This window comes from Sinorhizobium medicae (assembly GCF_007827695.1).
GTDB classification, from domain to species: domain Bacteria; phylum Pseudomonadota; class Alphaproteobacteria; order Rhizobiales; family Rhizobiaceae; genus Sinorhizobium; species Sinorhizobium medicae.
Map to the genome: position 1 here is coordinate 1 of NZ_VITA01000005.1, position 17898 is coordinate 17898.

The 17898-nt window shown below is 61.5% G+C and carries 14 protein-coding genes and 3 pseudogenes; 9 read left to right on the top strand and 8 right to left on the bottom strand.

Annotated elements, in window-relative coordinates:
* From purU to FB009_RS09670, 6 genes and pseudogenes are all read left to right on the top strand, one after another.
* A pseudogene (gene purU / locus FB009_RS09645) lies at positions 1-93 on the top strand (formyltetrahydrofolate deformylase); the annotation flags it as partial.
* Positions 94-286: 193 nt separating this feature from the next.
* On the top strand, positions 287-1420 hold the full coding sequence (locus FB009_RS09650) for an aminomethyltransferase family protein (RefSeq protein WP_127580422.1): 1134 nt from the start codon (positions 287-289) through the stop codon (positions 1418-1420).
* 11 nt (positions 1421-1431) lie between these two features.
* The gene (locus FB009_RS09655) at positions 1432-2037 is read left to right on the top strand and encodes a dimethylamine monooxygenase subunit DmmA family protein (protein ID WP_012067515.1); all 606 of its coding nucleotides are present in this window, start codon (positions 1432-1434) and stop codon (positions 2035-2037) included.
* Positions 2034-2999, top strand: a complete 966-nt coding sequence (locus tag FB009_RS09660; RefSeq protein WP_012067516.1) for a PDR/VanB family oxidoreductase — start codon at positions 2034-2036, stop codon at positions 2997-2999. Before FB009_RS09655 ends, FB009_RS09660 begins: the two co-directional genes overlap by 4 nt.
* Before the next feature lie 110 nt (positions 3000-3109).
* The gene (locus FB009_RS09665; RefSeq protein WP_012067517.1) at positions 3110-4150 is read left to right on the top strand and encodes a heme-dependent oxidative N-demethylase family protein; all 1041 of its coding nucleotides are present in this window, start codon (positions 3110-3112) and stop codon (positions 4148-4150) included.
* Positions 4151-4219: 69 nt separating this feature from the next.
* Positions 4220-5557: an NAD(P)-binding domain-containing protein gene (locus tag FB009_RS09670; protein ID WP_012067518.1), complete on the top strand. Its 1338-nt coding sequence runs from the start codon at positions 4220-4222 to the stop codon at positions 5555-5557.
* Positions 5558-5674: 117 nt separating this feature from the next.
* Here FB009_RS09670 and FB009_RS09675 read toward each other — a convergent pair whose 3' ends face one another.
* Positions 5675-8044, bottom strand: coding sequence for a DUF1989 domain-containing protein (locus FB009_RS09675; protein WP_145161573.1), 2370 nt, complete (start codon positions 8042-8044; stop codon positions 5675-5677).
* 229 nt (positions 8045-8273) lie between these two features.
* Here FB009_RS09675 and FB009_RS09680 point away from each other — a divergent pair, with 229 nt between their 5' ends.
* Positions 8274-10058, top strand: a complete 1785-nt coding sequence (locus tag FB009_RS09680) for an APC family permease (protein WP_018209160.1) — start codon at positions 8274-8276, stop codon at positions 10056-10058.
* Between the two features lie 77 nt (positions 10059-10135).
* On the opposite strand, the gene FB009_RS33900 is transcribed toward FB009_RS09680, so the two are convergent.
* The 5 genes and pseudogenes from FB009_RS33900 to araD form a co-directional block, all read right to left on the bottom strand.
* Entirely contained in the window at positions 10136-10348 is a 213-nt protein-coding gene (locus FB009_RS33900) for a phosphoketolase family protein (protein WP_408021736.1), read from the bottom strand.
* Positions 10320-10385: pseudogene (locus tag FB009_RS33905) on the bottom strand (hypothetical protein); the annotation flags it as partial. The gene FB009_RS33900 and the pseudogene FB009_RS33905, both read right to left, overlap by 29 nt.
* 88 nt (positions 10386-10473) lie before the next feature.
* Positions 10474-11377 (bottom strand): annotated as a pseudogene (locus FB009_RS33660) (phosphoketolase family protein); the annotation flags it as partial.
* A gap of 260 nt (positions 11378-11637) precedes the next feature.
* Positions 11638-12423, bottom strand: a complete 786-nt coding sequence (locus tag FB009_RS09690; protein ID WP_102045013.1) for an NAD-dependent epimerase/dehydratase family protein — start codon at positions 12421-12423, stop codon at positions 11638-11640.
* Positions 12424-12483: 60 nt separating this feature from the next.
* A complete protein-coding gene (araD, locus tag FB009_RS09695) occupies positions 12484-14208 on the bottom strand; it encodes an L-arabinonate dehydratase (RefSeq protein ID WP_012067522.1) in 1725 nt (574 codons plus the stop codon).
* Positions 14209-14285: 77 nt separating this feature from the next.
* Here araD and FB009_RS09700 point away from each other — a divergent pair, with 77 nt between their 5' ends.
* Positions 14286-15008, top strand: a complete 723-nt coding sequence (locus tag FB009_RS09700; protein WP_102045012.1) for a FadR/GntR family transcriptional regulator — start codon at positions 14286-14288, stop codon at positions 15006-15008.
* A gap of 232 nt (positions 15009-15240) precedes the next feature.
* Positions 15241-16125, top strand: a complete 885-nt coding sequence (locus tag FB009_RS09705; protein ID WP_012067524.1) for an SMP-30/gluconolactonase/LRE family protein — start codon at positions 15241-15243, stop codon at positions 16123-16125.
* Positions 16126-16145: 20 nt separating this feature from the next.
* Here FB009_RS09705 and FB009_RS09710 read toward each other — a convergent pair whose 3' ends face one another.
* Both FB009_RS09710 and FB009_RS09715 read right to left on the bottom strand, forming a co-directional pair.
* Entirely contained in the window at positions 16146-16787 is a 642-nt protein-coding gene (locus tag FB009_RS09710; protein ID WP_012067525.1) for a glutathione S-transferase family protein, read from the bottom strand.
* A gap of 24 nt (positions 16788-16811) precedes the next feature.
* Positions 16812-17891: an ABC transporter ATP-binding protein gene (locus FB009_RS09715; protein ID WP_012067526.1), complete on the bottom strand. Its 1080-nt coding sequence runs from the start codon at positions 17889-17891 to the stop codon at positions 16812-16814.
* Between the last annotated feature and the right edge of the window lie 7 nt (positions 17892-17898).

The following is a 17898-nucleotide window of genomic DNA, read 5'->3' on the forward strand; positions in this document are numbered from 1 at the left end:
GCCCATATCCACCACCGCTGCTTCATCAACGGCAACCGCGTCGTCGTCTTCCCGCCGAGCCCGGGAAGCTACGCCTCCGAACGGATGGGCTGAGGCTGGTTCAGGTCGCGGCCCGCCGGATCGGCTGTCTCGTGGCGCCCGTCGCCCCGAGCTCGAAGCCGTCGAAACCGTTGAGAAGCGGTGCCGCGCCGGGCCGGGAAAAATAATCGGGCTGGCTTGCCTCCACGTGGAATTCTGAATATATTCAGGAAATAAATATTCCGTATGGGAAAAAAGAGGGAACGAAATGGCTTTATCCTGGCGTTTCTCCGCCTTGGCGGATCGACATCGCGCTCTCGGATCGAAACTGGAGGACTGGAGCGGCATGGGGACCGCCTGGACCTATGAAAAGGACATGTCCGAAGAGCATGTCGCGATCCGTACGAAAGCCGGGATCATGGATGTTTCCGGCCTGAAGAAAGTGCATCTGGTCGGTCCGCATGCCATTGCCGTGCTCGATTACATCACCACCCGCGACATGACGAAAATTTATCCCGGCCGCTCCGTCTATGCCTGCATGCTGAACGACCGTGGGCATTTCACCGACGACTGCATCGTCTACCGCACCGGCCCCAATTCCTGGATGCTGGTCCACGGCTCCGGTTCCGGCTACGAGGAGATCGTGAAGCAGGCTGCGGGCCGTAACTGCGCAGTGCTGTTCGACGACGATCTGCATGATCTGTCGCTGCAGGGGCCGCTTGCGGTCGACTATCTCGACAAACACGTACCGGGCATCCGCGACCTCAAATATTTCCATCACATGCAGACGACGCTCTTTGGCGCTCCGGTCATGATTTCGCGCACCGGCTATACCGGAGAGCGCGGTTATGAAATCTTCGTGCGCGGCCAGGATGCGGTCATGGTCTGGGACCGTATCCTCTCGGAAGGCAAGGAGATGGGCATCATCCCCTGCTGTTTCAGCGTGCTCGACATGCTGCGGGTGGAAAGCTACCTGCTCTTTTATCCCTACGACAATTCGCAGATGTACCCCTTCGCCGACCAGCCGCCGGGCGACAGCCTATGGGAACTCGGCCTCGATTTCACCGTCAGTCCCGGCAAGGCGGGCTTCCGTGGCGCCGAGGAACATGCGCGGCTGAAAGGCAAGGAGCGCTTCAAGATTTTCGGCATGCTGATCGACGCCGATGGCCCGGCCGATCTCGGGGACGAGGTCTATGCCGAAGACAGGAAGGTCGGCGTAATCACCTGTCCGAGCTATTCGACACTGACGAAGAAGTCCATGGCGATCGCCCGTTTGGACGTCGACAAGGCCGTCCAGGGCGCGAAGCTGGAGGTGCGCGGCAAGAACCTCGACGCTAGAGCGATCGCCCACACGCTGACATTCGACGATCCGGAGAAGAAGAAGAGAACGGCCGTCAGTTAGGAGAGGCGGCCATGCTTGTCGAAGGCATTAAGAGCCGTCCGGTCTATATGGGACTTTCCATCCAGCCGCGCGCCCGGCGGCACATCTTCGCACTGGAAGGGGAGGGCGCCCATGCCCTTCTCGATCGTAAGGCGGCACTCGACAGCACGGCGCTATCCCGCAGTGAGATCCTCTATGCCCCGCGCGGCTCGCAGGGCAAGGGAAATGACGAGGCGCTGCGCGCGCTTGGCGCCGACATGTTTTTCGCAGCCCCGACAATCGCGACGCTGCTCTTCCGCCTCAGGGGGACGTTGACGACCGCTCATATGGGAACACGGCTTTATATCGCCGGCACTGAGGGCTTCATCGGCCAGGCGATGATCGTGGCACTCGATCACGGCATGGATCATGCCTCGGTCATCACCGAACATCGTGGCTCATTGGCGCGCCGCGTGCAATGCGTCCACTGCAAAGGCGTCACCGAGGACGTCACTCACAGCCCCTTTCCCTGCGGCCATTGCGGTCTGCCGCTTCTCGTACGCGACCATTACTCGCGGCGCCTCGGCGCCTTTCAGGGCGTCAATATCGATGCGGAAGAACCCGGCAGCGCACCTGACCCGGAGGAGTTGTTCCTGTGAGCGGTGGTACCGAAATTCCCGTCCGCGTGACCAAGGTGACGCCCGTTGCGCATCGCATCAAGCGCTTCCGCTTCGAGCGCCTGGATGGCCGGCCGATGCCGTACTTCTCCGGTGGCGCTCACGTCATCGTTTCGATGAACGACAATGGCCACCTCCGGCGCAACGCCTACTCGCTGATGTCGCCGCCATATGATTGCTCGGCCTACGAGATCAGCGTTCTGCATGTCGATGATTCGCGTGGCGGCTCGTCCTTCATGCACGAGAAGGTGCGCGAAGGCGACGAGATGAGGGTCTCCCATCCGGTCAATCTGTTCCAGCCGGATTGGCGCGGCCGCAAACATCTGCTGATTGCCGGCGGCATCGGGATCACGCCCTTCATCGCCATGATGGAGCAGTTTTCCCGCGAGGGTGCCCAGTTCGAATTGCATTATGCCATTCGGTCGCGCGACCGCGGCGCATATTGCGAGGACCTCGTCGCCCACTACGGACGGCATCGGGTGAAGATCTATTGCGATGCCGAAGACAATCGCATTCCGGTCGCCCGCTTGCTCGACAGCCAACCGCTCGGCACGCATCTCTATGTCTGCGGTCCCGCGGGCCTGATCGACGGCGTACTCAAGTCCGGGCTGGAGTCTGGCTGGCCGGAGCAGAACCTGCATTCCGAGCGCTTTCTGTCCTCCCAGCCCGGCAAGCCCTTTTCGATCGAGCTGACGCGCTCCGGCAAGACCGTCCATGTCGGTCATCATGAGAGCATGCTGGAGGCGATTGAGTCGGCCGGCGTCGATGCGCCCTTTCTCTGTCGCGGCGGTGCCTGCGGGCAATGCGAAACAAGGGTCGCACTCTGCGACGGCAAGCTGCTGCACAACGACGTCTATCTGACCGACGAAGAAAAGGCTTCCGGCCGAAAGGTGATGCTCTGCGTCTCTCGATTCGAGGGAAAGGCCTTGCATCTCGACCTCTAGAGCCGTTCCGGGAAAACCGTCCAACAGTTTTCCGCCCAGAAATGTGTAGCTTCAAAGACTTGGATTGTTCGACGAAACAATCCATCGGGCCGACGAGGAGGAGAACGGGCATGGCAATCGCCTTCAAGCAGGAAACATTCCGGGATGATTTCAGCTATCGCAACAGTGCGGAAAACATTCGGCGCTTCCCGTTTCCGTTCGACCGCGACGAGTACATGTACGCAGTCAACATGGAACCGCATGTGAAGGGGCAGAAGGGCACCGCCTTCGAAAACCTGATCGACATCGATGAGCATTACGTCGCCGAGATGCGAGACCGGGCTCTGGTTCTCAAAGAGGACCCGCTGCGCTATCAGGCCCTGCCTCATATGATGGCCGCGCAATGGGATACGCTCGAACTTCTGATGGAGGAGCAGGCCGTCGGATTTCCCGAGCATTTCACGCTCGCCAGGAACGGCGATCAATGGCGCTGGATCAACCGGCCGCTCGGCATCGACGACACCTTCACCTTCGGCGATCGCTCGACGCTTCCCTGTGAGCCGCTCGAATACATCACCCGCCAAGCCCAGGGGGACTTCTGCATCGTCGATCAGCGCGACGGCAATCTCTGGATGGATGCCGGCATGGTCACGACCCAGGCGGACTGGTCGCTCGATTTCGATATCGGCATGAATTTCATGGAATGGCACGGACCGGTGCCGCTCGCCCATCAGATGGGGGTCTTCGACCGCGCGCTGAAATTTCTCCTGAACCTGCAGCAGGGCAAGCCTACGCGCCGCTTCAACTGGACGATGACGATCAATCCGCGCCTCGATACCAGTCCGGAAAACTATCATAAATGGGGTCCGGACCGTGCCACCGTCACGACGGGAAATGTCGGCGACAAGGTGCATCTGCGCGTCGAGGTGCAGAGCCTCTGGCGCCTTCCGCGCTCGAACGCCATCCTCTTCGTCATCCGCTGTTATCTGATGAATATGAATGAGCTCGTGACGGTACCGAAATGGGCGCGCCGCTTTCCGCGCGTGCTCAGAACGCTGCCGCCGGAGCTTATCGATTACAAGGGCCTTACGCGCTATCGCCAGACCACGATCGACTGGCTTTCGAAATTCGACGACGGCGAGCCGACCAGTCCCGGCACCTTTCCGGATTGACGCCCTATCCAGCGCCAAGACGACTGCATGCAACAGCAACTTCCACCAAAATCAAAAGGGGAATGCTTCATGACAAGAGTTGCCGTCATCGGTGCCGGTCCATCGGGCCTTGCTCAATTGCGGGCCTTTCAGTCGGCCGCCCAGAAGGGCGCCGAGATTCCGGAAGTCGTATGCTATGAAAAGCAGGCCGACTGGGGAGGACTTTGGAATTATACCTGGCGTACCGGACTGGACGAATATGGCGAGCCCGTGCATGGCAGCATGTATCGCTACCTCTGGTCGAACGGCCCCAAGGAGTGCCTCGAGTTCGCGGACTATACCTTCGAGGAGCATTTCGGCAAACCGATCGCTTCCTATCCGCCGCGCGCGGTGCTGTGGGATTATATAAAGGGTCGCGTGGAGAAGGCGAATGTGCGCCACTGGGTGCGTTTCCACACGCCGGTTCGCATGGTGCGCTTCGACGGAGAGACGAAGAAGTTCACGGTGACCGCTCACAATCGTCTCGAAGACCGCATGTATGACGAAGAGTTCGACTATGTCGTCGTTGCGAGCGGTCACTTCTCTACACCGCAGGTCCCCTATTTCGAAGGCGTGAAGACCTTCAACGGCCGGGTGCTGCATGCGCATGACTTCCGCGATGCGCTGGAGTTCAAGGGCAAGGACGTTCTCATCGTCGGCCGCAGCTATTCGGCCGAGGATATCGGCTCGCAATGCTGGAAGTATGGGGCGAAATCGGTGACGACGAGCTATCGCTCCAAGCCGATGGGCTTCAACTGGCCGGAAAATTTCGAGGAACGGCCACTGCTGACGAAGCTCGAAAACACGACGGCTCATTTCGCGGACGGCTCGACAAAGGAAGTGGACGCGCTGATCCTGTGCACCGGCTACCAGCACCACTTTCCCTTCCTGCCCGACGAACTCAGACTCAAGACCGCAAACCGCCTTTGGGCCGACCATCTCTACAAGGGCGTGGTCTTCGATGGGAATCCGCAGCTCTTCTACATCGGCATGCAGGATCAGTTCTATACCTTCAACATGTTCGACGTGCAGGCCTGGTGGGCGCGCGATGTCATGATGGGCCGCATCGAGCTGCCGCCGGAAGAGGAACTGAAGGCGAATTTCGACATGTGGCGTGCCCGCGAGGAAACGCTCGAGCATGCCGAGGAGATGATCTGGTACCAGGGCGACTATGTGAAGGAACTGCTCGCTGAAACCGATTATCCGAGCTTCGATATCGAAGGGGTCAACCGGACCTTCATGAAATGGGAGCACCACAAGGCTGAAAACATCATGGGTTTTCGCAACCATGCCTATAGGTCGCTGATGACGGGCAACATGTCGCCCGAACACCACACTCCCTGGGTCGAAGCGCTTGACGATTCGCTCGAGGAATATCTGCGCGAGTGACGCTCTCCGATAATCCCGCGAAATCGCTTCGCCCTTCATCCGTATGCCGGATGAAGGGCGAAATTGTTTAGATCACGTTCATGTTTTTAGATCGATCCCACGTGAAAACGTCGCGGTCTACGAGCGCGGCCGCTTCTTCTGGGGATCGTAATGCGACAGCGGCACGACAGCCGCCGGCAGGCGTTTTTGCTGGCCGTCGAGTTTGCCGATCTCGACCTGCGTACCGACCGTCGCATGCGTGACGTCGATCCGGGCGAGTGCGATCGTCTTGCCGAGGACCGGCGAACGGGTTGCACTGGTGACAACGCCGATCTGCGCGCGTCCGACATGCACGCAATCGCCATGGCCGATCGCCTCGTTCGCCAGAACGTCGAGCCCGACCATCAGCTGGCGTGGGCTTTCCTTGCGGCGCATCAGCGCTTCGCGGCCTATGAAATCGTCCGGCTTTGATTTCAGCGGCACCGTGAAGCCGATACCGGCCTCGAACGGGTCGGTCTGATCGTCGAAGTCGTAATGGGCGAAGATCAGGCCCGCCTCGATGCGAACCATGTCGAGCGCTTCCAACCCCATCGGCTTCATCCCATGCGGCTCTCCAGCCTGCCAGACCGCGTCGAATACGGTCAGTGCATCTTTCGGATGACAGAATATTTCGTAGCCGAGTTCGCCGGTATACCCGGTGCGGGAGACGACGACAGGTGCGCCTTCGAACCCCCCGATGCGACCGACCGCAAAGCGGAACCATTCGAGCTCGCTGATCGTGGACTGACGGGGTGCTGTCCAGATGATCTCCCTGAGGATATCGCGGCTCTTCGGCCCCTGAACGGCAATATTATGCATCTGGTCGGTCGATGAGCGCACCCAGGCCCTGAAGCCCTTCTTCTCCGCCTGCTCTCGCAGCCAGATGCCGCTGTAATCGTCGCCGCCGATCCAGCGGAAGTTCTTATCACCGAGGCGGAAGAGGGTTCCGTCGTCGATCATGCCGCCATGCTCGTAGCACATTGCGGAATAGACGACCTGGCCCGTGGAAAGCTTGCGTACGTCGCGCGTCAGGCAATATTGCAGCAATTCCTCGGCATCCGGGCCCGTGACCTCGAACTTCCGCAGCGGCGAGAGGTCGATGACTGCGGCTCTCTCGCGGCAGGCCCAGTATTCCTCGATCGGTCCTTCCGACGAAAACCGGTTCGGCAGCCAATAGCCGCGATACTCGGCGTAGTCCCGCGTGAGCGCCGAGAAGCGGGGATGGAAGGCTGTTTCGCGCGTCATTTCGGGATCGGCATCGGGTGTCATGCGATAGGCTACCGCTCGTGAGAATTGCTCGTTTCCGGAAAAGGTCCGGACGTGAATGTCGGTCGGATCCCAGCCGTTTGCCGCATCGATGTCGTCTGGGCAGGAGGACGAGACGCAGATCAGGTCCGTCACGGCTCGCATCAGCACATAGTCGCCCGGACGAGACCAGGGCTCATCGAGATAGAGCTGGTTGTTGTGATCGGTACTGGTGTTGTAGAAATAATTGAGCGCTTCCCAGCCCTTCCGGCCGGAAATTCCGTAAGGAGCAAGCGCCGCATTGAAATTGTCCGTACAATTGACGTGGCCGGGATAGCCCATATCGTCGTAGTACCGCGCATTGCAGGCGGTGGCGAAGGCGTCATGGCGGCCGACCGTGTCCTGTACGATCTCCACAAGCGGCTCGAAATCGCGATCGAAAGCCTTGGACGGCAGGCCCGGCGCCGGGTAGCTGCGTCCCAGCAGGGTACGCGTGACGGTCGAATCGAGCGCCCGGTCGAGGCCCTTGTCGACCTTGCGGGCGGCAAAGGCCTGGAAGTCCGTGCACTGGCGGCCGTATACGTCGATGATTTGTATGAATTCTCCGGCCCGTACGAAATATGCTGACGCAGTGGCGGCCTTGATGCGGATGTCGTGGATCGGATCGGCCAGCGGTTCCGGCAGGGCGGAGGTATAGTCGCGGATCGGCCTGCTGCGGCGGATCATGGTCTCGATGGGCGTTGCCGTGTCCTGTGCCTCTGGCGCCATCGCCTTTCCGGGAGCGGCAACGATCAGCAGTCCCTTCATCGTGGTCGTGAATTCCGCCTTGCTGCCCGGCGTGGACCGCTCCCCGAAGACACGCAGAGCGCCGGCCGTGGAGAGATCCGCGCCGCGACGCCGGAGGGCGTTTCGAGTGCGAAGCGAGCTCTCCTCTTCGAGGGACAGAATGGTCTTCAGTCCCTCCGCGTCATTGGTGAAAGCGGTGCCAAGTCCTGCCGACTGGAAGCGGCCGTCTTCGTCGAGGAAGGAAAGCTCGCATGCCTGGCAACCTTCGATATCGGTGACCGTCACGTGGTCTCCCGCTTCGACGCGAACGACCAGCGAGCCGCCACCCTTGCATCGATACCGTTCCCTGTCCTTTGGCAGCGCAGGAATGCCCGGATAGCGGATGATGCTCGCCGAAACGGGCCTCCCTCCAAGCATTCCGGGATGGCGATCTTCCATAACAACCCTCGCGTAGGAATGTCCCCTGGCCCGATCATGCTGGCAAAGTACCAGGCGGAAGTAAAGGGGATATTGACTAAGAAGAAACTTTCTTCACTATGCATAAACGGCCGGACCCGAGTTCAAAGCATCGACGGGTCATCCAATAACGGTCCGACCGCCACGGGGAGGCGCGTTCAGGGAGACGTAGGAAAAATACGTCCGGAACAAATCAAAGGGGAATTCACTGATGACAGATATGGTGGACGCCGGCATTTCCGCCGGCACCGAGGGCAAGCTCATACGCGCTCTCGATTGGAAGGGCGCCTTCTGGGTAGCAGCCGGCGTGCCGCCGCTTGTGCTCTTCTCCATCGGCGGCATTGCCGGTACGACCGGCAAACTGGCCTTTGCGGTCTGGATCATCTCGATGATCATGGGCTTCCTGCAATCCTTCACCTATGCGGAAATCGCCGGAATGTTCGCCAACAAGTCGGGCGGCGCCTCGATCTATGGAGCGACCGCATGGCTGCGCTATTCGAAGTTCATCGCGCCGCTTTCCGTCTGGTGCAACTGGTTCGCGTGGTCGCCTGTGCTCTCGCTCGGTTGCGTCATTGCCGCCGGCTATATTCTCAACGCCCTCTTCCCCATTCCGGCAGCGGATTCGCAAGCCGTCCTCGACTGGATCGGCGCCCATGCCGCCTCCGTCACCGTTGATAGCCCCCGCGTCGCCGAGTATATTGCCGCCCATGCCGGAACCGCGCCGGCAGACGCCGTCAAGGCGCTGCTCGGGGCCGACGGGGTAGCGGCGCTGACCCCGGCGATCCGCAACTGGTCGCTGGCCAGCTTCAGCATTCCCTTTCTTGCCACGGCGAACATCAACGCCACCTTCGTGATCGGCGGCATTCTGATGCTGATCATCTTCGCGATTCAGCATCGCGGCATTGCCGGGACCGCAAGCGTCCAGAAGTGGCTGGCGATGATCGTCCTTATTCCCTTGCTGATCATCGGCATCTATCCGATCGTCAGCGGTCACATCGTTTCCTCCAACGTCACCGGCCTGGTGCCTCCGACGGCCGCTTACTCGGGCGAGGACGGCGCCTGGAGCAATGGCGGCTGGACGCTCTTTCTCGGCGGCCTCTACATCGCCGCCTGGTCGACCTACGGCTTCGAAACAGCCGTCTGCTATACGCGCGAACTGAAGAACCCCCGTACCGACACCTTCAAGGCCATCTTCTATTCCGGCCTTGTCTGCTGTCTCTTCTTCTTCCTCGTGCCCTTCGCTTTCCAGGGCGTACTCGGCCATGGCGGCATGCTGGCCCCCGGCATCATCGACGGCACGGGCGTGGCCGAGGCGCTCGGCGGCCTGATCGGCGCCGGCCGTATCGTCACACAGCTTCTCGTCGTCCTGATGATTCTTGCGCTTTTCCTCGCGATCATGACGGCTATGGCAGGCTCTTCGCGCACGCTTTATCAGGGCTCGAAGGATGGCTGGCTGCCGAAGTATCTCGACCATGTGAATGAGAACGGCGCGCCGACCCGGGCCATGTGGACCGACTTCGCTTTCAATCTCTTCCTGCTTGCCATCGCATCGGATGCCGGCGGCTATTTTTTCGTGCTCGCCGTCTCCAATGTCGGCTACATCATCTTCAACTTCCTGAACCTCAACTCTGGCTGGATCCACCGCATCGACTCCGGCCATATCGAACGGCCCTGGCGGGCGCCGACCTGGCTGATCGGCCTGAACACCGTGCTTGCCTTCGTGAACGCGCTCTTCCTCGGCGCCGGCGCCAAGGTCTGGGGTTATTCCAATGCGCTCTGGATCGGCTTCGCCTTCGCCGCGCTCATCCTGCCGGTCTTCGCCTATCGGCATTATTTTCAAGACCGGGGCAGATTCCCGCCCGAAGCCATGGATGATCTCGGCCTCGCCGGACAGGATCTCGGCGTTAGGAAAGCGGGCATGCTGCCTTATCTGGCCCTCGGCGCAGGCCTCTCCATCGTGCTGTTCGCGAACTGGTTCTTCCAGCTGCCGGCCTGAACCTGCCCGAACGCGCAAAAAGGCCCGCTTCGGCGGGCCTTTTCATTCAGGGATTCGGACGCGGAAGCGCGGCCGCCTCAGACATTGTCGCCTTCAGTCGATGTCCCCTGCGCGTTGCCGGCCCTGCCGGCGCCCCATTTCCAGCCGCTGATCGCCGGCATGTCCTCTCCGTGTTTTTCGATATGGTGTCGGTGGTCGATCAGCCGTTCGTGGATCGCCTGTTTGAAATAGGCGGCGCGGGCTCCCAGTTGCGGCAGCCGGTCAATGACGTCCTCGACCAGGTGAACGATCCAGATGGTTGAGCGCCACCATGTCCAAAGGGGTGGTCGTCGTTCCTTCTTCCTTGTAGCCGCGGACATGTGAGGCGGTGGATCAGCCAGGGATAGCCGTGAAAGGCGGAGATGATCGGCTTGCCTCCCATCGGCACCTGATGCGATCCCCAGTAGTCCTCGCATTTCTTGCCGTCGATCTCGGCCGGGCAGGTCCAGCCCTTGGGGGTGCGGAAAACGATCGTCGGTCAGGCCGGTCGTTTCAGATTGCCGTTGAGGCGGGCGTCGGTCTGAATGCGTCTGACATCGGCAAGCGCTGCGTCGAGCGCGCCCGCGAGTTGCCGATGTATGCCGGCGGGATCATGGCCTTCCACGAAAAGCGCGCAGAACCCATGCCCTCGAAGAGCTTCTGCAGCTCTTCCTTCGCAACGCGCGCGAGAAAACAGGGATTGGCGATCTTGTACCCGTTAAGGTGCAGGATCGGCAGGAAGCAGCCGTCCCGCGCGGGGTTCAGGAACTTGTTGCCGTGCCAGCCGGTTGCGAGCGGTCCGGTTTCGGCTTCCCCGTCGCCCACCACGCAGGCGATGATCAGTTCCGGATTGTCGAAGGCGGCCCGTAGGCATGGCTCAGCGCATAGCCGAGCTCGCCGCCCTCGTGAATGCTGCCCGGCGTTTCCGGCGCGACATGGCTCGGGATACGGCCGGAAAGCTGAACTGCTTGAAGAGCTTGCGCATGCCTTCCGCGTCCTGGCTGATGTCCGGATAGACCTCGCTATAGGTGCCTTCCAGAAAGGCGTGGGCGACAAGCGAGGGACCGCCATGCCCAGGGTCGATGACATACATCATCTCGAGGCCGTCTCGCTTGATCACCCGGTTAAGATGGACATAGAGCATGTTCATGCCGGACGCCCAAATGACCAGGAAGCCGCGGCTTGATATGCTCCCGCTTGAGCGGCTCCCTCAGCAGAGGGTTGTCGAGAAGATAGATCTGGCCGACCGAAAGATAGTTCGACGCCCGCCAATAGGGGTTCATCCGCTGAAGCTCATCCATGGGCAGCGGGCTCCCGGATGGCCGATTCTGGTCCGAAGCGTCGCCTCCCGTCCTGGGGGAAGTCATGGGGTCCCTCCTGAAGCGAGAACTCAGACCGTGAGGATGCGCGGCCTGTCGAAGTTGCCGAGGCAGAATCTATGGCGGTGATCCGTCAAGGCAATGCCGAGGGTGGAAACGGGCGCCCTTTCGATCTGCGGCAGCAGAAGAGCCTCCGCCTGCAGGCACCTTCGGCCCGCAAGCGGCGGCGCCGTCAGAGAGCCTCAATCCGAAAGCTTCAGGGCCGCATGCCGGCCGCCCTGATAGCGAACGCCTTTCGCGGGTTCCTCTTCGCGTGCTTCGATCGCTGGCCGGTAGGCTTCGCTGCTGTCCTGCGGGCGCCAGCCGAGAAAGTCCGCATGTGCGTTCGACCACCAGACGTCGCGGTTCGCGGAGACGCCGTAGAGCACCAGATGACCGATTTCCGAAGCGGCGAGAAGCTGGCGTATCAGCGTCCGGAAGTCACCGGGGCTCAGCCAGGTGGAGAGCATGCGCCGGTTCGTGGGCTCGGCGAAGCAGCTGCCGATCCTCAGACACGCGGTCTCGAGTCCGTATTTGTCGAAATAGAGGCGGGAGAGATCCTCCCCGAAGCACTTGCTGACGCCGTAAAGGCTGTCGGGACGCCGCGGCGACAGGTGGTCGAGCCTTTCGCCGACAGGGTGAAAACCGGTCACATGGTTGGTGCTGGCGAAAAGGATCCGGCTTACGCCGGCTCTGCGCGCCGCCTCGTAGAGGTTGTAGGTGCCGAGAATATTGGCCTGGAGAAGAGCGTCGAACTCGGCTTCTGCCGAAATAGCGCCAAGATGCAGGATCGCATCGCAATCGTGCACGAGTTCGTCGACGGCCTCGCGCTCGGCAAGATCGCAACGGACCACCTCTTCGCCCTTTCCGGCAGGAGAAAGCTCGGCCACGTCGGAAAGGCGCAAAATCTGTGCGCAGTCCTTCAATCCCTCGCGCGCATAGCCGCCGAGGCTGCCTGCGGCTCCGGTTATAAGCAGTCGCGTCATCATTCGTTTCGACCTGTCCGCGAAGAGGCACGTCTCCTGCCGGCTTGCCCGGTCCGTATCCGTTCAATGAATCTCCGGCTCGGGCAGTTTATGCGGCGATTGCAGGAAGGTGAAGTCGCAGCCTTCCGGCGCCTGCTGGATATTCTCCGCATGCATTTTCAGGTAGCCGCGCGAGTAATCCCGCTCCGGCGGGCGCCACTCGGCGAGCCGCCGCTCGATCTCCGCCGCGTCGACTTCGAGGGTGATCGTGCGGCGGGCGACGTCGAGGGCGATGATATCGCCGTTGCGCACCGCCGCCAGCGGTCCGCCGACATAGGCTTCGGGCGCAACGTGAAGGACACAGGCACCGTAGCTGGTGCCGCTCATGCGGGCGTCGGAAATGCGCACCATGTCGCGTACGCCCTCTTTCAGCAGTTTTTTCGGGATCGGCAGCATGCCCCATTCCGGCATGCCCGGTCCGCCGACCGGGCCCGCATTGCGCAGAATCATGACCGTGTCGGCGGTGACGTCGAGATCCTCGTCGTTCACCGCTTTCATCATCGTTTCGTAATTGTCGAAGACGAGTGCCGGCCCGCGGTGTTCCAGTAGGTGAGGGTCGGCCGCCGCGGGTTTCATGACGCAGCCTTGCGGCGCAAGATTTCCCTTGAGGATAGCCGTGCCGCCGCGCGCGGCAACCGGCCTGTCGAGTGGACGGATCACCTCGGGCAGATGGACTTCGGCCTCGTCGAGAGCACCGCCGATCGTGCCGATCACATTGCGTTCCGCGGTATGCAGGAGCGGCTTCAATTGTTTCCAAAGCGCGATCAGACCGCCGGCATAGTAGAAATCCTCCATCAGGTACTCGCCGGTCGGCCGGATGTTGCAGAGGACCGGGACCTCGGCCGAAACGCGGTCGAAATCGTCGAGCGTCAGCGCAACACCGCAGCGTCGCGCGATCGCGATCAGGTGGATCATCGCATTGGTCGAGCCGGCCATTGCCATGTGCACGGCGAGCGCGTTTTCGAATGCTTTCGCTGTTAGGATGCCGGACGGCTTCAGGTCCTCGAAGACCATTTCGACGATGCGCGCGCCGGAAAGCGCGGCCATGCGCGCGTGGCCGGCATCGGCGGCGGGAATAGCCGAGGCGCCGGGCAGCGAGAGCCCCAGCGTGTCGGCGAGCGCCGTCATGGTCGAGGCGGTGCCCATGGTCATGCAGGTGCCGAAGGAGCGGGCGATACCGCGCTCCATTTCGCTCCATTCATTGTCGGTGACGCGGCCGGCTTCCTTTTCCGCCCAGTATTTCCAGACGTCCGATCCGGAGCCCAGCATCCGGCCGCGATAATTGCCGCGCAGCATCGGCCCTGCAGGCACGAAGATCGTCGGCAGGTCGACCTGGATCGCTCCCATGATCGTTCCCGGCGTGGTCTTGTCGCAGCCGGCAAGCAGCACCACACCGTCGACGGGATGCGAACGGATGAGCTCTTCCACCTCCATTGCAAGGAAGTTGCGGTAGAGCATTGTCGTGGGCTTCACATAGGTCTCGGCCAGCGACATGGCCGGCAGCTCGATCGGGAAGCCGCCCGCCTGCCACACGCCGCGCTTGACTTCCTCGGCTCGGGCTCTCAGATGCGCGTGGCATGGATTGATGTCGCTCCAGGTATTGATGATGGCAATGACGGGCTTGTTTGCGAGTTCCGCATGGTCATAGCCCATCTGATAGAGTCGGGACCGATGGCCGAAGGAGCGAAGGTCCTTGACGCCGAACCAGCGAAAGCTGCGAAATTGCTCCGGATTCTTGCGTCTGCTCATTGGCGGCCTCCTTTGCATTTCCAGGCGGGTCGGCTAGATTGCGCCTGTACAGAAAAATGACAGGTGAAGGCAGACCCTTGAACGACGTAACATTGAAACTGAAACCGGCGCGGCGGGAGAGGCTCGCAGACGTTCTCTACGGACAGATCCTCGAACAGATCGTAAGCGGCCAGATGGCCGAAGGCGCGAAACTGCCGTCGGAAGCGCATATCTGCCGCGACTTTCAAGTTTCCCGTCCGGTCGTGCGAGAGGCGCTGATGCGGTTGCAGGCCGACGGGCTGGTCGTGTCGCGCCAGGGGATCGGCACCTTCGTCAAATCGCGTCCGTCCGACAAGCTCACCAGTCTCGCCGCCTCGGCCGAGATCGCGAGCTATCTCAGGGCTTTCGAGCCCCGGCTCGCGCTCGAGACGGAGTGTGCGGGACTTGCCGCGATGCGCCGTACAAAGGCCCAGCTCAACCAGATAGGCGAGGCGCTGTCGGCCTTGGAAGGCGCTTTTGCGCGCGGCGAAACCGGATGGGAAGAGGACTTCGCCTTTCACCACGCCGTGGCTGAGGCTGCGGGAAACGAACTTTTTCCGCGACTTCTGGAGGATTTGCGTGAAATTCTTAGCGGCTCGATGCGCATGGCGCTCGGTCTGACGCGGCAGGGCTCCGATGACCGCCGCCGCCGTGTCCTGGAAGAGCACCGCAAGATCTACTCTGCCATTTCCGGCCAGAACCGGGATCTCGCCCGCCTTTACATGCGCTACCATCTGACGGAATCGCGCGCCCGTATCACCGGGTCCCATGGCGATCTCTGATCCGGTCATGCTTCGACCCATTTTACGCGCTCACCGATAGCTCGATTCGACCATGTCGGACGGCGTTTTCATGCAACCCTCCCAGCCGATTTCCTGTATAGTTATTTTACAAGTTAAGCGAGAGCAAACGCAATGATAGACCAAATAACTGCGGCAAAGAACTCAAGAATGGACCTTAAGCGCAGTCCGGAGGCATTCAGCGGCGAACATAGTCCGCTTTAGGGTGTGAGACATGTCTTTTGATTTAACATTCGAATGTCTTCTCGACGCGCGCTGCCATGTCGCCGAAAGCCCGGTTTTCGATGAGCGCCGGAATTGCCTTTTCTTCGTCGACATCGGCCGCAGCACCCTTCATCGCGTCGAGCTTTCGGGCGCCGGCCATGTCGAATGGACCCTCGAGGGCGGCGCCTGCAGCATCGGCCTTGCGCAATCCGGACGCCTCGTGCTGGCGCAGCGCGACCGCGTCGTACTCTTTGATCCCGCCAAGGGCGCGATCACCACCGAGATTGCTGCGATCGAGCCGGACAGACCGGACACGCGTCTGAACGATGGCAAGGTGGGGCCGGACGGCGCCTTCTGGGTGGGCACGATGCACGACGTCGCCGACCGCCGGCCCGTCGCGTCGCTTTACCGTGTGACGCGGGACGGCACGGTCGAACGTAAGGTCGAAGAGATCGTCTGCTCGAATGGCCTCGCCTGGAGCGGCGATGGTTCCCTGCTGTTTCACTCCGACTCGCGCGGACCCTGGATCAACCGCTGGCGGTTCGATCCGTCGACGGGGGCGCTTTCGGCGTGCCGGCGGCTGGTCGACCTTGACGAAGCGAGCGGCCGTCCCGACGGAGCAGCCACCGATGCGGAGGGGAGTTACTGGAGCGCCGGCGTCTCGGCGAGCGTCATAAACCGCTTCTCGCCCGAAGGCCGGCTTATCCAGGCGCATCGCTTCCCGGTACCCGCGCCAACGATGCCGTGTTTCGCCGGGCCGGACCTGAAAACGCTCGTCGTGACATCGCTGCGGCCGGCGGCCACCGGCGAAGAATGCCGGTCGGGGGGGATATTTGCAGCACAAAGTCCGGTGGCAGGCGTCGCAGTGCGCCGCTTCGACGATCGCGGTCTTTGAACCTCGTGTCTGCGGCGGCTTCAGCGCTCCGGGACAGGGGGCAGTTCCGGCGCATCCAAACCCTTGAAGGGATCGCGCCAGGCATCGATCTCCTCGAGCCGGCCATACCAGCGGCAGACGGAAGGGTAATCGCCAAGCGGCAATCCGGCCACATCGTTGAAGGGCAGGAAGGTCGCCATCCGGAAGTCCGCATAGGAAAGCCGATCTCCGGCAAGCCATCTTCGATCGGAAAGCGCGGCGTCCAGTATCGCGGCCGCCGTGCGGAAATTGTTCAGCCCCTCCTCGACCATTCGCGGGTCGGTGGACCCAAGTCCATAGCGCAGCTTCGTGCCCCGCTCGAACTGCACCACGTCGCATGCTCTCACGAAATTCTCCTTGCCCCAGCTGAGCCAACGGATCATCTCGGGTTCATTGTCGCCGGTGCGCCAGAAATCCGAGCCCACCGCGCGTGAAAGCCGGCAAGCGATCGCGTCGGCCTCCCAGAGGCTTTCCCCCGACCAGACAAGTATGGGCAGCGAAAGATTCGGATTGAGTGGCCGAAAACGCTCCGCCTGCCCCGTTGAAAAGGGCGAGGCGAACTCGTATTCGACGCCAGCCCCTAGATGGCGTGCCACCGCTACGGCGAGGCGCGGATTGGGATTGCGACTGTAGAACAGTTTCATTCTCAATCTCTCCAAACGCCGGCTCTACATCGCCCTGCCATCGGAACCGAAGACGTGGCAGCGCGAAGGGTCGAAGTGGACGGCGAGGTTGGAGCCCCGCTCGACCTTCTGTTGTCCCTCCAGCGCGACGGTCAGTTGCTGGCGATCCGGTGTAATCCCGTAGAGCATGGTTTCGCCACCGAGATTTTCGACGATCTCGACATTGATCTGAGCGAGTGCGATGCCGCCCTCATGCGCCGAAAGATGCTCCGGCCGGATGCCGAAAGTGACCTCCTGTCCCTGTGTCGCCCCCTCCAGGCGCCGGGGCAGTCGCAGCGCCCCGCCGCACACCTGCACAGCGGTTTCATTGCCGCCGACCTCCTCGATCCGCGCCTTCAGGAAGTTCATCTTCGGGCTGCCGATGAAGCCCGCGACGAAGCGGTTGACGGGATTGTTGTAGAGGTCGAGCGGTGCGCCCACCTGCTCGATGCGGCCGGAGTTCAAGACGACGATCTTGTCCGCCATGGTCATGGCCTCCACCTGATCGTGCGTCACATAGATCATGGTGTTTCCGAGGTCCCGATGAAGCCTCGATATCTCGACGCGCATCTGTACGCGCAGTTCCGCGTCCAGATTGGACAGCGGCTCATCGAAGAGGAAGATGCGGGGTTCGCGCACGATTGCGCGGCCGATCGCCACGCGCTGCCGCTGGCCGCCGGAAAGCGCCTTCGGTTTGCGGTCGAGCAGCTTCTCGATCTGCAGGATTTCTGCAGCGCGGCGTACCTTCGGCTCGATCTCGGCTTTCCGGTAGCCGGCTGTTTCCAGGCCGAAGGCGAGATTCTTGTAGACCGACATGTGCGGATAAAGCGCATAGGACTGAAACACCATGGCGATTCCGCGTTTGGCGGGCGCCACTTCGTTCATCCGGTCGCTATCGAGCAGAAGCGTTCCGCCGGTAATCTCTTCGAGCCCTGCGATCATGCGCAGCAAGGTCGATTTGCCGCAACCGGACGGACCGACGAAGACGGCGAACTCGCCGGGATCGATGGTCAGGTCGATGCCGTGGATCACGTCGAACGCGCCGTAACGCTTTTCGACCTTTTGAAGAACGACGCTCGTCGCCATGTCAAAC

What these genes read in the sequence shown, in the direction of transcription:
- FB009_RS09670 (WP_012067518.1), top strand. Translation starts at nt 4,220, where the DNA reads ATGACAAGAGTTGCCGTCATCGGTGCCGGTCCATCGGGCCTTGCTCAA.
- FB009_RS09655 (WP_012067515.1), top strand. Translation starts at nt 1,432, where the DNA reads ATGCTTGTCGAAGGCATTAAGAGCCGTCCGGTCTATATGGGACTTTCC.
- araD (WP_012067522.1), bottom strand. Translation starts at nt 14,208, where the DNA reads ATGAGCAGACGCAAGAATCCGGAGCAATTTCGCAGCTTTCGCTGGTTC.
- FB009_RS09715 (WP_012067526.1), bottom strand. Translation starts at nt 17,891, where the DNA reads ATGGCGACGAGCGTCGTTCTTCAAAAGGTCGAAAAGCGTTACGGCGCG.
- FB009_RS09705 (WP_012067524.1), top strand. Translation starts at nt 15,241, where the DNA reads ATGTCTTTTGATTTAACATTCGAATGTCTTCTCGACGCGCGCTGCCAT.
- FB009_RS09710 (WP_012067525.1), bottom strand. Translation starts at nt 16,787, where the DNA reads ATGAAACTGTTCTACAGTCGCAATCCCAATCCGCGCCTCGCCGTAGCG.
- FB009_RS09680 (WP_018209160.1), top strand. Translation starts at nt 8,274, where the DNA reads ATGACAGATATGGTGGACGCCGGCATTTCCGCCGGCACCGAGGGCAAG.
- FB009_RS09650 (WP_127580422.1), top strand. Translation starts at nt 287, where the DNA reads ATGGCTTTATCCTGGCGTTTCTCCGCCTTGGCGGATCGACATCGCGCT.
- FB009_RS09690 (WP_102045013.1), bottom strand. Translation starts at nt 12,423, where the DNA reads ATGATGACGCGACTGCTTATAACCGGAGCCGCAGGCAGCCTCGGCGGC.
- FB009_RS09665 (WP_012067517.1), top strand. Translation starts at nt 3,110, where the DNA reads ATGGCAATCGCCTTCAAGCAGGAAACATTCCGGGATGATTTCAGCTAT.
- FB009_RS09675 (WP_145161573.1), bottom strand. Translation starts at nt 8,044, where the DNA reads ATGGAAGATCGCCATCCCGGAATGCTTGGAGGGAGGCCCGTTTCGGCG.